At 50.0% G+C, this 17911-nt stretch carries 6 protein-coding genes; all 6 read left to right on the forward strand.

From position 1 onward, the window contains the following. The first annotated feature begins 388 nt into the window (after positions 1 to 388). The 6 genes from BMZ54_RS21015 (at position 389) to BMZ54_RS21040 (ending at position 17880) form a co-directional block, all read left to right on the forward strand. Positions 389 to 1480: a FecR family protein gene (locus tag BMZ54_RS21015; protein ID WP_089916867.1), complete on the forward strand. Its 1092-nt coding sequence runs from the start codon at positions 389 to 391 to the stop codon at positions 1478 to 1480. A 177-nt stretch (positions 1481 to 1657) separates the two neighbouring features. Beyond that, positions 1658 to 5140, forward strand: coding sequence for a TonB-dependent receptor (locus BMZ54_RS21020; RefSeq protein WP_143081090.1), 3483 nt, complete (start codon positions 1658 to 1660; stop codon positions 5138 to 5140). An 11-nt stretch (positions 5141 to 5151) separates the two neighbouring features. Further along, the gene (locus BMZ54_RS21025; RefSeq protein ID WP_089916872.1) at positions 5152 to 6993 is read left to right on the forward strand and encodes a RagB/SusD family nutrient uptake outer membrane protein; all 1842 of its coding nucleotides are present in this window, start codon (positions 5152 to 5154) and stop codon (positions 6991 to 6993) included. A gap of 325 nt (positions 6994 to 7318) precedes the next feature. After that, positions 7319 to 8632 carry a PQQ-dependent sugar dehydrogenase gene (locus BMZ54_RS21030; protein ID WP_089916876.1) on the forward strand — a complete coding sequence of 438 codons (1314 nt, stop codon included), beginning with the start codon at positions 7319 to 7321 and terminating at the stop codon, positions 8630 to 8632. 70 nt (positions 8633 to 8702) lie between these two features. Further along, positions 8703 to 10130, forward strand: coding sequence for a M1 family metallopeptidase (locus BMZ54_RS21035; RefSeq protein ID WP_162277631.1), 1428 nt, complete (start codon positions 8703 to 8705; stop codon positions 10128 to 10130). Between the two features lie 181 nt (positions 10131 to 10311). Further along, positions 10312 to 17880: a SpvB/TcaC N-terminal domain-containing protein gene (locus BMZ54_RS21040; protein ID WP_089916881.1), complete on the forward strand. Its 7569-nt coding sequence runs from the start codon at positions 10312 to 10314 to the stop codon at positions 17878 to 17880. The last annotated feature ends 31 nt before the right edge of the window (positions 17881 to 17911 follow it).

Genomic DNA, 17911 nt, shown 5'->3' on the forward strand with positions numbered 1-17911 from the left:
GCGCAGGCCGGAACTATTATTGTTTATTTTGTCTCGTCCTGGAATAGATTTACACAGATGAAGGCCATAATGCCCGGGAAGAGAACCACCGCCCGGCTGATTGCGCAGGTCCAAATGACGGACCTTGCCCGGCGTGCCCGGCTTGATGCTGCCCAATAGCCGCAAAAGCCTACATGCCCTCCAACGCTTAATAGCCATCCAAACAGGCGGGCGCAGTCCGGAATTGGACCTACCAATCAGCCGTACCCACACCCTCAACCCGCATTAAGCTATCGCCATCCAAACAAACGAACCATACCCACCATCCCCCCAAAAAAAAACTTTCCTCCCCTTTAATGGTAACTCTATTTTCCCGCCGTCTATATAGTTACAAGCATATGTTGTTTAAATGAACGGACCGGAGTCTATCTTTTACAAACTGTTGTTGAGAAAGATCAGCGGAGAGCTAACAGCCAAAGAAAAGTTGTTGCTGGCGGATCTGCTAAAGGCATACCCGGAATTCTCAGAAGCGTATGAAACCGTGCAATGGCTCTGGAACGATGCGGAGATCAGCTCCGTACCCCGGCCAAAAGAAAAGTCGAAACGCCTGCTGGATCAGCATATGCAACGGTTACAGGCAAATGGCCTGTTGCCGGAAACAGAACTTTTACCATTAAAAGTGTCAGACGGACACGAAGCGCCTCAGCGGCGCCGCTGGTACTGGTTAAGCGCTGCCGCCGCAGTGGTGTTATTAATAGGATTGGTTCTGTTTAAACTGCCACAGCCACCCACAAAACAGGTTGCGGAAAAGCGGCATCCCAATATGGTGATGACCCGCCCCGGCTCCCGCACCAAGCTGATATTGCCGGATGGCACTACGGTTTGGCTCAATGCCAGCAGTAAGCTTACCTATGGCGATGATTTTATGGAAAAGGAACGCCGCGTGCAGCTGGATGGGGAAGCGTTCTTCGACGTGGTGAAAAATGAAGGGAAACCGTTTATAATCAATACAGCCGTTATGAGTGTACGGGTGCTGGGTACTTCCCTCAACGTACGCGCTTATGCCGGCGATAAAAAAGCGGAAGCCGTGCTTATCAGAGGTAAGATAGAGGTGCAGGTAAAACGCCGCCCGCAGGAACGTTACCTGTTAAGCTCCCTGGAAAAGCTGAGCGTAGCCGCGGCCGCGCCCAATGTACATCCCAGGAAAGAGCTTTCGATTACGAATGTGGACGTTATCGGGAAAGACAGCACCATCGCGGAAACCGCCTGGATAGAAAATGAGCTGGTATTTACCGGGGAACCGCTGGCAGAGCTGGCAGGCAGGATGGAGCGCTGGTTTGATATGAAGATAACCATTACGGGCACACGCTTACCGCATTTCAGGATGAGCGGCTCATTTAAGGATGAATCGCCGGAACAGGCATTGAAAGCCATCAGCCTGATCACCGGATGTAAATATAAATTCAAGGACCACGTTGCCGTACTTTATGAGGAAAACTAAAGCAGTAAACAAACATAAACCGTTTATTAAACTTAAAAGCCACGTTATGTTACCATCAGCCAGACATAAATAAAAAACGGGAAATGTGGCCGCATTTCCCGTAAAAGCCAAAATCTCATGCTGGTAAGCTGAATCCTTACCAGGCATGCCATTTTATTAATCTTTCAAACCAAATGTATGAAAAAATTTGACTTGTTTGAGGACAGGCATCCTTATGCCTGGAAGTCAATACTGTGTATGAAGTTAACTGTTCTCTTTCTACTCGCCACCGTTCTACAGGCAACTGCCAGTACCGTTTATTCGCAGGAAGCCAAAGTAACGCTGAAGCAGGAAAATAAAAGCATTAAGCTGCTGTTCCGGAGAATAGCGCAGCAAACCAGCTACCGTTTTATTTACCAGGAAGATGCTGCTTCCCTGGATAAGCTGGTATCTGTAGACGTGCAGCAGAAACCCGTATCTGAAGTGCTGGACATGGCGCTGAACAATACCGGTTTCGGCTTTCGCATGGTGAATGAAAATCTCATTGTAATATCGCCCAGGGGCAGTGAAATGCAGGATATTGTGCTGAAAGGCCGTATCGTGGATAAGAACAAGCAGCCCGTGCCTGGCGCCACTATTAAGTTAGAGGGTACTAATAAAGGCACCACCACAGATGCTACCGGTGCATTCACCTTATCCGTACCTGCATCCTCAAAAGTAACAATAACGGCTATTGGTTTTTTAGCGCAAACCGTCACCGTAACAGACGCAGGCCCGCTCAACATCGTGCTGCAGGAAGATACCAAAGGCCTCAGCGAAGTAGTGGTGGTAGGGTATGGCGCACAGAAGCGGGAATCCGTAACAGGCGCTGTAGCTACTATTAAAGGCGCCGACCTGATAAAATCACCCGCCACTAACCTCAGTAACTCCATTGCCGGCCGTATGCCCGGCGTAACCGCCATGCAAAACACCGGTGAGCCGGGGTATGATGGTTCCACCATCCGTATCCGCGGTTCCAATACCTTAGGAAATAATGATCCGCTGGTGGTAATAGACGGTGTGGCTGCCCGTACCGGCGGCCTGGAACGTTTAAACCCGGCTGATATTGAGAATATGTCTGTGCTGAAAGATGCCTCTGCAGCCATTTATGGTGCGCGTGCAGCCAATGGCGTTATACTGGTGACTACCAAACGCGGTAAAAGCGGCAAGCCGGTGCTTACCTATAACTTTAACCAGGGCTGGTCACAACCAACGCATATCCCGGAAATGGCCAATGCACCAGAGTATGCGCAGATCAGGAATGAATTAAGTCTGTACAAGAACGTAGCACCCGCAGAATGGAGCAACGCCTGGAGCGCCTACAAACAAAACGGTAGCTATACCTCGCCCACATCCGGTAATACCTGGACGCCACCTTTCAGTAAAGACGACATTACAAAGTATGCAGATGGTTCCGATCCCTGGGGACATCCGAATACAGACTGGTATAAGTCTACCCTGAAAACCTGGTCGCCCGTATCCAATCATACTTTACAGCTCTCCGGCGGTACGGATGCTATCCGTTACCTCACCTCTTTCGGTTACCAGAAACAGGACGGTTATTACAAACAATCCGCCACAGGTTTTGACCAGTACAGCCTGCGCATTAACCTGGATGGTAAGATCAATAAATACATGAGCGTAAGCGTGGACATGTTAGGCCGCCAGGAAAACCGCAACTTCCCCACCCGCAGCGCCGGAGATATTTTCCGTATGCTGATGCGTGGAAAGCCCACGGAGCCTGCCTTCTGGCCTAATGGCATGCCCGGTCCGGATATTGAATACGGTAACAACCCGGTAGTGATCACCACTGCCCAAACCGGCTATAGCCACGACCGTCGTTATTACGTGCAAACCAACGCCCGCCTGGATATCACCATTCCCTGGGTAGAAGGGCTGAAGCTGAGCGGTAACATTGCATTTGATAAATACATTAAACGCACCAAAGACTGGCAAACACCCTGGTACCTGTACACCTGGGATGGTACCAGCTATGAGGCAGATGGTAAAACGCCTAAGCTGAACCGCAGCAAACGCGGTACCGACCAGCCTACGCTGGAACAGGCTGATGAAGACCAGGCCAACAAGCTGTTACGCGGTTTGGCCACCTACGACCGCACCTTTAAAGGCGGCCATACGGTGAACCTGGTATTTGGTATGGAAAAGGAAACCGTGAATAACGATAACTTCTCCGCTTTCCGCAAATACTTTATCTCCACTGCCATCGATCAGCTGGTAGCCGGCGGCGATGCAGAGAAAACCAATGACGGCGGCGCCTGGGACCGTGCACGCCTCAACTACTTTGGCCGTGCAGCCTATAACTACAAGGAAAAATACCTGGCGGAATTTGTTTGGCGGGTAGATGGTTCCTATATGTTCCCGGCTAACAAACGCTTCGGCTTTTTCCCCGGTGTGCTGGCAGGCTGGCGCATTTCCGAAGAAAATTTCTGGAAAGACAATGTAAGCTTCATGAACTACCTGAAGCTGCGCGCATCCTGGGGTAAGCTGGGTAACGACCAGATCTATTTTGATGATGATAACGATGGCACCCTCACCTTACAGGAATACCAGTACTACGGCACTTATGGCTTTAACAGCTATATCCTGAACAACACGCTCACCAAATCCATACTGGAAGCACGTTTGGCAAACCCCAACATTACCTGGGAAGTAGCCAATAACTACAACGTAGGTTTGGATGGCCAGCTGCTGGATGGTAAGATCTACTTTGAGCTGGACGCGTTCATTAACAAACGCTCCGGCATCCTGGTGCGCAGGAATGCCTCTATTCCTCAAAGCACCGGTATGACGCTGCCCGCAGAAAACCTGGGTAAGGTAGATAATAAAGGCTGGGAGTTTAATGTAGGCTATACCAACAAAGCAGGTGAGCTAAGCTATAATGTAAGCGTGAACGGCGGTTATGCCAAGAACACTATCAAGTTCTGGGATGAGCCGCCCGGCGCACCGGACTGGCAGAAATCAACCGGCCGTACCATGAATACCCAGATCTATTATGAATACGATGGCGTGTTCAAAGACTTTAATGATATCAAGAACAACACCATTGATTATAGCGCGCTTACCAACGACCTGCGCCCCGGCGATATGAAGTTCAAAGATGTTAACGGCGATGGTAAAATAAACGGAGATGATAAGACGCGTATGACAAAAAACAGCCAGCCTACTTTTACCGGTGGCTTAAATGCAAACCTGCAGTTTAAGAACTTCGATTTCTCTATGCTGATCCAGGGCGCTACCGGCGGGGCTATCCACATCAATACAGAATCCGGCGAAATCGGCAACTTCACCAAGGATTACTTTGATCACCGCTGGAGCCCGGATAATCCCAGCAGTGTAGATCCGCGCGTGAACGACCGTAATGATACCTATTGGGCCACCGGCAATACCTACTGGTTCCGCAGCACCAATTACATACGCCTGAAAAATGTGGAGCTGGGTTATAACCTGTCCGACCTGGTGAAAAGACGTGTAGGCATCAGCTCCCTGCGGATATATGTGAACTGTTTGAACCTGTTTACGGTAGACAAGCTGAAGATACTGGATCCGGAATCCATTAATGGTAACGGGCAGTACTATCCGCAGTCAAGAGTGATCAATGCAGGGTTTTCATTAACATTTTAAAGACTAACAGTATGCAGCACACAATAAAACGTATATACATGGGGGTGGCCTTAGTGGCAGGATTGATGATAACCGCGTGTAACAAGGATTTCCTGAACACCCAGCCCCGGGACGAAGCCGCAGAAGACCTCGTGTTCAGCGATCCCGGTTTAACAGAAGCATTTGTGAACGATATCTATAACGGCTTAAGCAGCGGCGGTTTCCTGGAAACCATGCTGTCATCTGCTACAGACGAATCTATGTTCACCCACGGTTATGGAATGAAGAACATGGTAGAAGCTACCATTAACCCAACGGATGCGGAATATATAACCAACCGCAGCACCATGAAGTGGGATGAAATGTATAAAAGGATCAGGGCCTGTAATAAATTCTTTAGTAAAATAGCCGACGTACCTTTTGATGATGCCAGCGTAAAAGACCGGCTAAAAGGGGAAACCTATTTTCTGCGCGCCTATTTCTATCACCAGCTGGTACGCGGTTATGGTGCCGTGCCGCTGGTAACGGAAGTATACAAGCTGGGGCAAACAGACTACACCATTGCCCGCAGTACTTTTGAAGAGTGTGTGAACTTTATAGTAAAGGACTGTGATTCCGCCGCTTATTTCCTGAAGGCCAAAGAAGGCATCACCGTAAAAGGCCGTGCCACAGAAGGTGCAGCCCTGGCGCTGAAATCACGTATACTGTTGTATGCAGCCAGCGACCTGCATGATATACCCACGGCCAAAAGCAAAGCAACCACTATTGCAGGCTTTGGCCAACCGGAAGTGCTGGGTTATGTAAGCGGCGACCGTACGGCACGCTGGCAAAAGGCCAAAGACGCTGCCAAAGCGCTCATTGACCGCAACATGTACGCTCTTCAAAGCCCGGACCCTGCCAGCAGGGAAGAGGCTACCGCCAATATCCAGGGTATGTTCCTGAAAGATAACAGTGAAAGCATTTTTTCCCGTTACTTTAAAAATGATAAAGATGAACCGGGCGGTAACATTGGTTTGTACAATGGTTTGAACGGTTATCATAACTGGGCCGGCAACACGCCCACGCAATTGCTGGTAGATGATTATGAAATGAATGATGGCACTGCGTTCGACTGGAGTAATGCTGCACACAAGGCTAATCCTTACCAGAACCGCGATCCGCGTTTTTACGCCACCATCATCTACGATGGCTCACACTGGCGCAAACGCCCCGCAGATGTGCAGGCCAAAGATCCGTTCAACCAGGCGCAAACCGGCCGCTACGAAGTATGGAACGGCACTCAGATCGTACCCAACCCCGGACTGGATACCCGCTCCGGACCCGTGGAAGACTGGAACGGATCCTTTACAGGCTACTACTTTAAAAAGTTTATTGATACTACGGTAGATGCACAGTTCTATAACCAGGAAGTACCTTACCCGTTCTTCCGTTATACGGAAGTGATCCTGAATTACGTGGAAGCCTGTATTGAGCTGCACCAGGATGCAGAAGCGCGCACCTATCTGAACATGATCCGCAGGCGTGCCGCCATGCCGGACATCACCGCCTCCGGCGATGAGCTGCGCACCCGTTATCGCAAAGAACGCGAAATTGAAATGGCTTTTGAAGAACAGCGTTTTTACGACGTGCGCCGCTGGATGATACCGCAAAACACCGTGGGCCGGCCATTGAAAGGCATTAGTATTACCGCCACCTTAAAACCCGGCAGCAAGATAACGGTGTACCGTTATGATCCCACAAATTATAATTACGTGTACACCCCCATTACCATGGAAGCGGAAAAGCGCCTGTGGCAGGATAAAATGTATTTTATGCCCATCCAGCGCGATGAAATAAACCGGAATAGTAAGCTGGTGCAGAATCCTGGCTATTAATAGTCCATGGTCCATAGTCGATGGTCCATGGCCTGTTGCGTAGCAATAGCACAGCGCGGTATGCTATGGACTATGGACCATTGACCTTATTTCCATCCATCAGTTGTAACACTCTGTAATGTCCTGCTCCCCCCGCAGGACATTACTATTTAAATAATTAGTAGCTACCTGTTATAAAGCCACCTTTATAGCCTATTCTTGTACTACAGTAGGCTGCGCAGTAGGCAATGGCCCATCGACTATGGACCATGGACTGCAATCTATAGTCCGTGGACGTTTGCAAAATGGAAAAATCAGCTTAATTTGATACCTCAATCAATATCTTATGAAGAAAACATGCTTAAGGCTGGTACTGGTATCATTGGCCGGTACCGTTTTGCTTACTTCGTGTGGGCATCAGGGTGGGGAAGGTTCCGGTAAGGATACCACTGCCCAGGTTGGGTTAACACCTGATGCAGACAATGTAGGTTTAAAGCTACCCGCTGGTTTCGGCGCTATTAAGGTAGCTGACAGCCTGGGTAAAGCACGCCACCTGGTGGTAACGCCCCAGGGCGATATTTATGTAAAGCTGAATAGCTTAAAAGACGGTAAAGGCATCGTTCGCCTGCACGACGCTAATGGCGATGGTAAGGCCGACGAGCAAACTGCTTTTGGCGATTACGGTGGCACCGGCATCACCCTTAAGAACGGCTATTTATACGCCTCTTCAGATACAGCCGTGTTCCGTTACAAGCTGGATGACAGCAGCCATGTTACCAACCCGGACCAGCCGGAAAAGATCATTGGCGGTTTAATTGACCGTCACCAGCACGAAAGCAAATCCATTGTGCTGGATAACAATGGCAATATTTACGTGAACATTGGCGCGTACTCCAATGCCTGCCAGGAAAAAGACCGTACCGCTGGTTCCAAGGGCATGAAACCTTGCCCCATCCTGGATTCCGCAGGCGGCATCTGGCAGTTTAAAGCCGATCAGCAGAACCAGACCTACGGCACCGGTAAGCGTTATGCCACCGGCTTACGCAATGTAGTAGGGCTGGATTGGAACCAGGATCAGAACGCGCTGTTCGTAATGCAGCACGGCCGCGACCAGCTGCATGATATGTGGCCCAAGCTGTTCACGGAAACACAATCTGCTAACCTGCCTGCAGAATGTATGTACCGCTTAAAAGAAGGCGTAGACTGCGGCTGGCCTTACATTTATTACGACCAGGAGCAAAAGAAGAAAATACTGGCGCCTGAATTTGGCGGCGATGGTAAAAAAACAGCCGGTGAAAATGCAGAAGATCCGCAGATCGCGTTCCCTGCACACATGGCGCCAAACGGGCTGCTGTTCTATACCGGCGATATGTTCCCCGCAAAATATAAGAACGGCGCTTTCATTGCTTTCCATGGCTCCTGGAACCGCTCTCCTGAAAACCAGCAGGGTTACTATGTGGTGTTTGTTCCTTTTGAAGGCGGCAAACCTACCGGTAATTTTGAAGTGTTTGCTGATGGTTTTGCAGGAACAGATAAAGTAGTTTCTCCCGGCGATGCCAAACACCGTCCCTGCGGCCTGGCACAAGGCCCGGATGGTTCTTTGTATGTCTCAGACGATACAAAAGGGACCATCTACCGCATTATCTACAAAAAATCATAAATCCCTTCGGGTGTTGTACAAAGTAAAATGCCGCAAATGTTCGCGGCATTTTACTTTTATATTTGCAGCAATGAACTTAAGACAAGCAATCGTTACTTTCCTTTTTATAATTTTTTCTACACAACTTTTTGCACAAGCAGAAACGGTCCCGGCTAATGTAATACCTGCATATAAATGGTGGAACCTATTGCATTACACTATTGATATCACACCTGATTATAAAACAAGATCTATCAGCGGTACTAACAGTATAGAGTTTACTGCTTTACAAACCAGCAAAATAATGCGGATTGACCTGCAGGCGCCAATGATCATCACCAATATCGCCTGGAAAAATTCACTCCTTACATTCAAAAAAGAAAAGAACGCTTACATTATTACTTTCCCCGAAAATATCATCAAAGGCAAAACAGAAACCATTATAGTTTCCTTTAAAGGACATCCGCAGGTTGCGCACAAGCCGCCATTTGGTAGTGGATGGATTTGGGCAACCGATAAAAAAGGAAGGCCCTGGATCAGTGTTGCATGCGAAGGGTCCGGTGCAAGTATCTGGTTGCCGTGTAAACAAGTGTTGTATGATGAACCTGACCATGGAATTACATTTGGCATTACGGTTCCCGATACCCTCATAGCAATTGCCAACGGGCGTCTGCAGTGGAAAATCAATAATAACAATGGGACATCAACATACAAATGGAATGTAACAGCTCCTATCAACAACTATAACATCATTCCATACATTGGAAAATATGTAACCTGGCATAAAGACTATGCCGGCATCAAAGGCAAGCTTGATTGCGATTATTGGGTATTGGATTACAGCCTGCATAAAGCGCAAAAGCATTTAAACCAGGCGGATACTATGTTGCGCTGTTTTGAATATTGGATGGGTCCATATCCATTTTATGAAGACAGCTATAAGCTGGTAGAAGCACCCATGCCTGGAATGGAGCACCAAAGCGCCGTAGCATATGGGAACGGTTTTGAGAACGGCTATTCCGGCAAAAATCTTTCAGGAACAGTATGGGGTTTAAAATGGGATTTTATATTGATACATGAAAGCGGGCATGAATGGTTTGGCAACAGCGTTACTGCGGCCAATGATGGGGAAAGCTGGATCCACGAAGGCTTTACAAAGTACCTTGAAGTGCTTTATACGGATTATGTCTTTGGCAAAAAGGCAGGTAATGAATATGCAGCCGGTATAGCGAAAAGAATAAAAAATGATGCGCCCGTTATTGGCAGCGGTTCATCTGATGCCTATTATAAAGGCAGTGCCATGCTGCACATGATAAGACAAATAATAGGCGACACAGCATTCAGAAACTGGCTGCACAGCTTAACTGCTGAATTTTCGCATCATACTATTACTACACAGCAGATCCTGGCGCATCTCAACAGTTACACTAAAAAGGATTTTACATCAATCTTTAATCAATACCTGCGCACAACACAAATGCCTGCGGCATTAGTTCCATCCCGCCATTCCCCGCAATAACATCCCATCGCAGTAAGCTATGGACCATGGACTAAATAAACCGTCCACTCCCAAATCCCATCCGTTTTCCCCCTGATCCCTGCCATTAGGAAAAATAAATGCTCGTTTTTTCCACAATTTTCTACCTTCGTAATTGTTCAGTGAAAATATTTTGACGAACCCCAAATGCTGTAACCCCAAAATGAAAGAAGGAAAAACCTTTGCCTCGTCAGCTTTTGCAGGAACTGAACCCCCATCAAAAGCAACGGCCGCATCAGAGAATAGATCCGCCTCCGGCGGCATTCCCACGCTTGATAAATTAACAGCGCCGCAAATTTCTTTGCCTAAAGGCGGAGGTGCCATCAAAAGTATTGATGAGAAATTTTCCGTGAATACCGCCAACGGCACGCTGGCATTTTCAGTACCGTTACCTGTAACGCCTGGCAGGGGCGGATTTCAGCCCACTTTATCCTTAGGTTATAACAGCGGTACGGGCAACAGCATTTTCGGCATTGGCTGGGCGCTGCAGTATCCCGCCATACAACGCAGAACAGATAAACAATTACCCCGCTATAATGATGCGCAGGAAAGTGATGTGTTCATGTTCAGCGGCCAGGAAGACCTGGTGCCTTACCTGAAGGCCGCAGGCAATGCCTGGACGTTGGAGGAGAAAACAGCAGGCGGCTTCCGTGTGAAACGCTACCGGCCCCGCATTGAGGGCGATAACGCCCGCATAGAAAAGATCATACACCTGGCCACTGGCAGCTGTTACTGGAAGGTTACCACCAAAGATAACGTGGTTACGTTCTTCGGCCTCAGCCCATCACACCGCCTCACAGACCCGGAAGATGCCACACGCATTTTCAAATGGCTGCCGGAGATCAGCTTTGACGATAAAGGCAACTGCATCCTGTTCACCTATAAAACAGAGAACAGTGATAATGTGGCCCCCACACTGTTTGAAAAGAACCGCCTGAACGGCCGTGCCGCTGCTACCAACACTTACCTGAAAACAGTGCGGTATGGGAACCTTACACCATATTATGCAGATGTGGAGCAGCCCTATGCGCCGGTAATTCCGCTGCCAGAGGAAACATTCTTATTTCAATTGCTATTTGATTACGGTGAGCATACCACCAATGAGCTTACGGAAAGCCAGTCCTGGACCGCACGCGCAGATGCATTCTCCGACTACCGCGCCGGTTTTGAGATCCGCACGCACCGCCTGTGCAAACGCGTAATGTTATTCCATCATTTTACGAACCGTGAATTTGGCCTGGCAGATAATGATACGCGCGTGCCTTACCTAGTAAAGTCCTTAGACCTGTTGTATCAAACAGCTGATGATACGCCGCAACCCCTGGAAGTAGCCTACCTGGCCGCCATCACGCAAACCAGCTATGTAAAGGAAGGTAATGTATACCGCGCGGCTTCATTACCGCCGCTGGAATTTGCGTACCAGCCTTTGAGCTGGAATAAGGAAGTAAAAAGTATTACCAAAGAAAATATCATTAACGATCCCGTTGGCCTGAGCCGGGATTACCGCTGGGTAGATCTATATGGCGAAGGCATTGCCGGCATCTTAACAGAGCAGGCAGGGGCCTGGTACTACAAGTACAACCTGGGCAACGGCGCCTTCACCAACGCCCGTGCCGTAGCGCCCAAACCTTCAGTGATGGGCTTTTCCAGCGGTAGCTTACAGCTGCAGGACCTGGATGCCAATGGCAACAAACAGGTAGTGGTGCAGTCGCCCGGCCTGCAGGGATATTTTGAGCTGGATGATGATAAGGACTGGCGGCCTTTCAAAAGTTTTGAGCACATCCCGAACATAGACCTGGCTGATCCCAACCTTAAAATGCTGGACCTCAATGGCGACGGGCGTGCGGAGCTGCTGATGTCAGAAGAGAATGTTTTTACCTGGTATCCGTCACTGGGCACGCAGGGTTATGATGCGCCGGAGCTGGCGTCAAAACCTTTTGATGAGGAGCAGGGACCGGCCATTCTGTTTGCAGATGAAACACAAAGTATTTTCCTGGCAGATATGTGTGGCGATGGTTTAACGGATATCGTACGCATCCGCAATGGGGAGATCTGTTACTGGCCCAACCTGGGCTATGGCCGTTTTGGCGCCAAGGTGAATATGCCTAATGCGCCGCTGTTTGACAGCACAGCGCTGTTTAATCCTGCCTATTTACAGCTGGCGGATATCAGCGGCACCGGCGCTACAGATATTTTATACCTGGGGCAAAACCGTTTCCGTGCCTGGTTAAACCTGGGCGGCAATGCATGGAGCAACGTTTGCGAAATAGATCCCTTCCCGGTTACAGCGCAGCCCAGCCAGCTCTCAGTAGCAGACCTGCTGGGCAATGGCACCTCCTGTATTGTATGGTCATCACCCTTACCCGGATTCGCGGATAGCCCTATGCGTTATATTGACCTGATGGGTGGAAAGAAACCGCATATCCTGTACGGCATTAAAAATAATTTAGGTAAGGAAACCCTCATTGAGTATAAAAGCGCTGCAGCCTTTTACCTGCAGGACAAAGCTGCCGGCCAGCCCTGGATCACGCGTTTACCCTTCCCGGTGCAGTGCGTGAGCAGGGTAACCGTGCAGGATAAGATCACTAAAGTAGTATTTGCCAATACCTATAGCTATCACCATGGTTATTACGATCATGCGGAAAGGGAGTTCCGTGGCTTTGGCCGGGTAGACCAGCAGGATACAGAACAGTTTGAGCACTGGGTAAGAAAAGACGCCTCCAACATTGTAGAGCAGGACCTGCACCAGCCGCCCGTGCTTACCCGCACCTGGTTCCATACCGGCGCTTTCCTTGACAGGCAGCGCATATTAACCGCTTACGCAAATGAATACTGGCCCGGCGCCGCAGCCCTGGAACATGCGTTACCGGATGCATTGCTGCCGGATGGCCTTTCGCCCGAAGAGCTGCGGGAAGCCTTACGCGCCTGCAAAGGCATGGTATTGCGGCAGGAAACATTTGCGCTGGATGGTACACCACAGGAGAAGGTGCCTTACCAGGCCGCCACGCATAACTGCCATATTAAGCTGCTGCAGCCCCGCGGGCAGCAGCCGTTTGCCGCCTTCCTGGTACATGAAAGTGAAGCCATCACTTTTCATTACGAACGTAACCCCGGCGAGGTGCGTGTGCAGCATGTGCTGAACACCGTGATAGATGAACTGGGTAATGTGCTGGAAGCAGCTACCGTAAGCTATGGCCGTAAAACACGGCCGGATGGGCTGCCGGATGAAGTTTGGAATGCCCAGAGCAAAGTGCGCATCACCTATGCGCAAAATACTTTTACCAATGATGTGATCACCGATACCGCTTACCGTCTGCGTGCAACAGCCGGCACCCGTTTGTATGAATTAACAGGCATTGCAGCAGCACAAACTTATTTCCAGGTAGCAGCCATCCGCCAGGCCTTTGCCACCGCAGCCTTGCTGGCCTATGAGGAAACACCGGGTGATACGCCTGCCAAAAGATTGCTCAAACATGCACGTGTGCTGTATGCCAAGGATGACCTCAGCGGCCCCTTGCCCAATGGTATGCAGGAAAGCCTGGGATTACCGCATACCGGCTACCAGCTGGCCTTAACAGGCGCCCTGGTTACTAAAGTGTATAACACTCCGGATACTAAGGTGGATGAAAGTATGCTGCTAACAGCTAAATATATACGCAGCAACGAGCTGAAGATCAGCAACCTTTTCCCTGATACAGATGCGGATAATGAATGGTGGGCGCCCTCCGGCACCGTGGAATATGCAGCCGATGCCCCCCAGCATTTTTACCTGCCGGAAAAGTATGTGGATGTTTTCGGCAATAAAACAACCGTACAGTATTATAGCAATTATCATTTGCTGGTAGGCAGTATGACCGATGCGGTCTCTAATGTTACCGCTGTTACCGCATTTGATTTCCGGGTGCTGCAACCCCGCATTCTCAAAGACAGCAACGATAATATAACGGGAGCCTGCTTCAATATCCACGGCTGGGTAGCCGGTTTGGCCGTAAAGGGAAAAGGGACTGAAGCAGATGACCTGGATGCTTTTGTAGCAGACCTGCCGGCCCCCGCTGTGGCTGACTTTTTTACGGATCCCTTGGCGCATGGCGCAGCGCTGTTACAGCATGCCAGCAGCCGTTTTGTATATGATACAGAACGCTACCGCAATACCGCCGGCGCACAACCCTGCGCCGTAGCCACTATTGTGCGGGAAGTACATCATAAGCAGAATGCCAGTAGTCCCTTACAATATAGCTTCACCTACTCCGGTGGCATGGGGCAGGAGGTAATGAAAAAAGTACAGGCCGCACCCGGCGATGCCTGGAAGCTGAACCTGGCCACCGCGCAAAAGGAATTAGTGCAGAATGTGGATCCACGCTGGGTAGGCAATGGCAGAACCCTTTTTAATAACAAAGGCAAAACTGTTAAACGGTATGAACCTTACTTTGCCGTAACACACAACTATGAAAGCGCGCAGGCGCTGGTAGAGATCGGGTTCTCGCCCGTACTGCACTATGATCCTTTAGGGCGTGTTATACAAACGGACATGCCGGACGGTACTTTTTCAACTGTAGTATTTGATACCTGGCAGCAGCAAACCTTTGACGTAAATGATAATGTAAAAGCCAGCACCTGGTACACCCAACGTTTGGGTGGCGCCATGGGCGCACAGGAGCAGGCCGCAGCACAGCAGGCAGCCGTGCATGACCATACACCCCTGCAGGTGTACATTGATAACCTGGGCCACCCCTTTTACACCATTGGGCACAATAAGTTCCTGGACGATAATAACCAGGAGCAGCAAGGTTTCCAGGTTACCCGCGTAATACTGGATATAGAAGGGCAGGAGCTGCAGCATATAGATGCCCGTGGCAATACCGTGGTAACATATGCTTACGATATGCTGGGCAAAAAGCTCTATCAAAAGAACATGGAAGCCGGCCGTCGCTGGACATTCAGCAATGCCGCATCAAAAGAAGCATATGGCTGGGACGATCGCAAACACCGTATGCGGGTAGAATACGATGGCCTGCAACGCCCGCTGAAACAATGGCTGCTGGAAGATATAACGCAGAACGTCCCGGAAAAACAGGTAAGCCTTACTGTATATGGCGAAGGCCAGCCGGATGATAAGCAGCGCAACCTGCGCGGGAAAACCTTCCGGCACCTTGATCAATCCGGCTCCGTACAAACGGATAGCTATGATTTCAAAGGTGCGCCGCTGGCCACTTTACAGCTGCTGGCCAAAGAGTATAAACAGGTAGTGAGCTGGAATACGCCCCAGCCGGAAACCTTGCTGGAAAACCAGGGATTTGCACAGGCATTCAGCTATGATGCTTTAGGCCGGCCTACACAGATCACGCATGCAGACGGCAGCAAAAGCACGCCCGATTATGATGCAGGCGGCCTGCTGCAAAAAATGAAGGTGCTGCTGGTACGCCGTAATGAAACTATTGAGTTTGTAAAGAACATCACCTATAATGCAAAAGGGCAGCGGGAAACTATTGTGTATGACAACAACACCGCTACCCGTTATGAGTACGATCCGCAAACCTACCGCCTGATGCGGATGCTCACCACCCGCAATGCCGGCGCAGATATTTTGCAGGACCTGCGCTATACCTACGATCCCACGGGCAATGTAACCGCTTTGCTGGACAATGCCCAGCCCACTTTTTATTTTAACAATGCCGTGGTGGAACCGCACCTGCAATACGTGTACGATGCTACTTACCGCCTCATAAAGGCCATGGGCCGGGAACAGGCCGCACAGCCATTCCCCGGCCAGTTTGATAATAACATACAGCCCTTACCCAATGGGAATGCCAATGCAACCCAACGTTATATTCAAAGCTATATGTATGATGATGCCGGCAATATGCTCAGCATGAAACATCAATCCGGTAACGGCCAGTTCCAGCTGCGCTGGACCCGCACCTTTGAATACAATGCTGCCAATAACCAATTGCTTCATAGTACAGTGAACAATACGCCGCCCACGGATTACCTGTATGATGAGCATGGCAATATGCGCAATCTGCAGAATGGAAGCTTTAACCTTACCTGGAACTTTGCAGATCAGCTACAAACCGTAAACCTGGGCGGTGGCGGTATTGCTTATTACGTATACGATGCTTCCGGGCAGCGGGTGCGCAAAATAATAGAGAACAACGGGCAGGTGAAAGAGCGCATCTACATTGGTAGCTACGAAGTGTACCGTGAAAAGCAGAACAATGTTATCTCTTTGGAAAGAGAAACCCTGCACATCATGGACGATAAAAAACGTATTGCCATTGCAGAAGCACGCACACAGGGTAATGATGCGGGCCTGAAGGACCTGCTGCGTTACCAGTACGCCAACCACCTGGAAACCGCCTGCCTGGAGCTGGATGGCGCTGCCGGTCCTGCCATTATCACTTACGAGGAATATTATCCTTTTGGCAGCACAGCATACCATGCAGCCCGCAATAATACGGAAACGCCTAAACGGTACCGTTACAGTGGTAAGGAGCGCGATGAGGAAAGCGGCCTGTATTACCATGGCGCGCGCTATTATGCGCCCTGGCTGGCCCGCTGGACGGCCACCGACCCGGCAGGGATGGTAGATGGCGGTAACCTGTACCGCTACTGCCGCAATAATCCCATTATGCTGCATGATCCGCAGGGAACAGATCCTGCTACAACCGCCACACCGCCTAAAAAGGAGGATAACACTTTTAAGCTGGGACCTTTAAGGGGCACCCGCTTATTATCCACCTCTTCTTCAGACAGTCCGGAGCCGGGCGTAACTAACTTCCATGGCCGAACTGGTTTCCTGCTAACCCTACCGCCGCTTAAGCTAAGCACTACCGGCTCCGCGCTGGGAGATGCACGGGTAAGTAATTTCGGGGAAGGGGTAGCAGATGTTAAAGGAGAGGGATTTTTAACCTTTGGTACGGTGGGCAGCGGGTTATGGGTAGGTACCTACGGAAAAGGTTCCTTATACGTAAAGGACCAGGGGCAGCTGGCTTCCGGCGATCCGGAGGCTATTGCCGGCCAGGTATTGTATACCGGCCGTGGCAATCTGCACTTTCTTACCAATATCTCTGCCGGCAGTTTTACACTGGCCACCGGCACCACTGATCTTAAATTATGGGGCGGCCACCTGCAGCTGGATTCCAGCTTTGCCTCCGTTGGCAACCTGGCTAAGCTGAAGCTGAATGCAGATGCAAAGCTGCAACCCGGTGGTAATGGTACTTTCAGCGCCAACCTGGACCTGAACGCTCTGTGGATGGTGCAGTTTGGCGCAGGCGTAAAAGGCACGCTGCTGGATGGCACCGGCTATTTCACCGGCCAGGGGCAGCTGCGCTTATTTGGCATTCCTTCACTGAAGGTGAGCGCCACGGGCACAGCATCTACCTCCGGTTATGATATAGGCGGCACCGTATGGGGCTACGTACCCCCCTTAACGTATGCATGGGGTGGTTTCAGCGCCAGCTCAACAGGAGGCTTCTCTGCACGCGGTCATGTGTTTGGGTTATCATATATGCCGGGAGTGGATAAGCTCAAGGATCCGTCGCCCATACCGCCAATTATGAGCCAGCAGCTGAAATTACCATCCGATATAGAAGCGCCCAGCGGCCCAATGGTAGGATACTCTTTCTTTAGCTTCCGCCAGGGACAGCTGAGCCACTTTGCCGTCGGCTTTGTGCCTAATTTCTCTGATTTCAGTAAGAGCCAGGTAGGCCTATCAGCCGTAGGACATTTTTAAAACATGTAAAAAACCACAATTCCATAAACTC

Origin of the sequence: Chitinophaga rupis (assembly GCF_900109685.1) — a bacterium.
GTDB lineage: Bacteria > Bacteroidota > Bacteroidia > Chitinophagales > Chitinophagaceae > Chitinophaga > Chitinophaga rupis.

Bases quoted from the DNA above. Each gene is read 5' to 3' on its own strand.
- BMZ54_RS21030 (WP_089916876.1), top strand. From the start codon at position 7,319: ATGAAGAAAACATGCTTAAGGCTGGTACTGGTATCATTGGCCGGTACC.
- BMZ54_RS21020 (WP_143081090.1), top strand. From the start codon at position 1,658: ATGAAAAAATTTGACTTGTTTGAGGACAGGCATCCTTATGCCTGGAAG.
- BMZ54_RS21025 (WP_089916872.1), top strand. From the start codon at position 5,152: ATGCAGCACACAATAAAACGTATATACATGGGGGTGGCCTTAGTGGCA.
- BMZ54_RS21015 (WP_089916867.1), top strand. From the start codon at position 389: ATGAACGGACCGGAGTCTATCTTTTACAAACTGTTGTTGAGAAAGATC.
- BMZ54_RS21040 (WP_089916881.1), top strand. From the start codon at position 10,312: ATGAAAGAAGGAAAAACCTTTGCCTCGTCAGCTTTTGCAGGAACTGAA.
- BMZ54_RS21035 (WP_162277631.1), top strand. From the start codon at position 8,703: ATGAACTTAAGACAAGCAATCGTTACTTTCCTTTTTATAATTTTTTCT.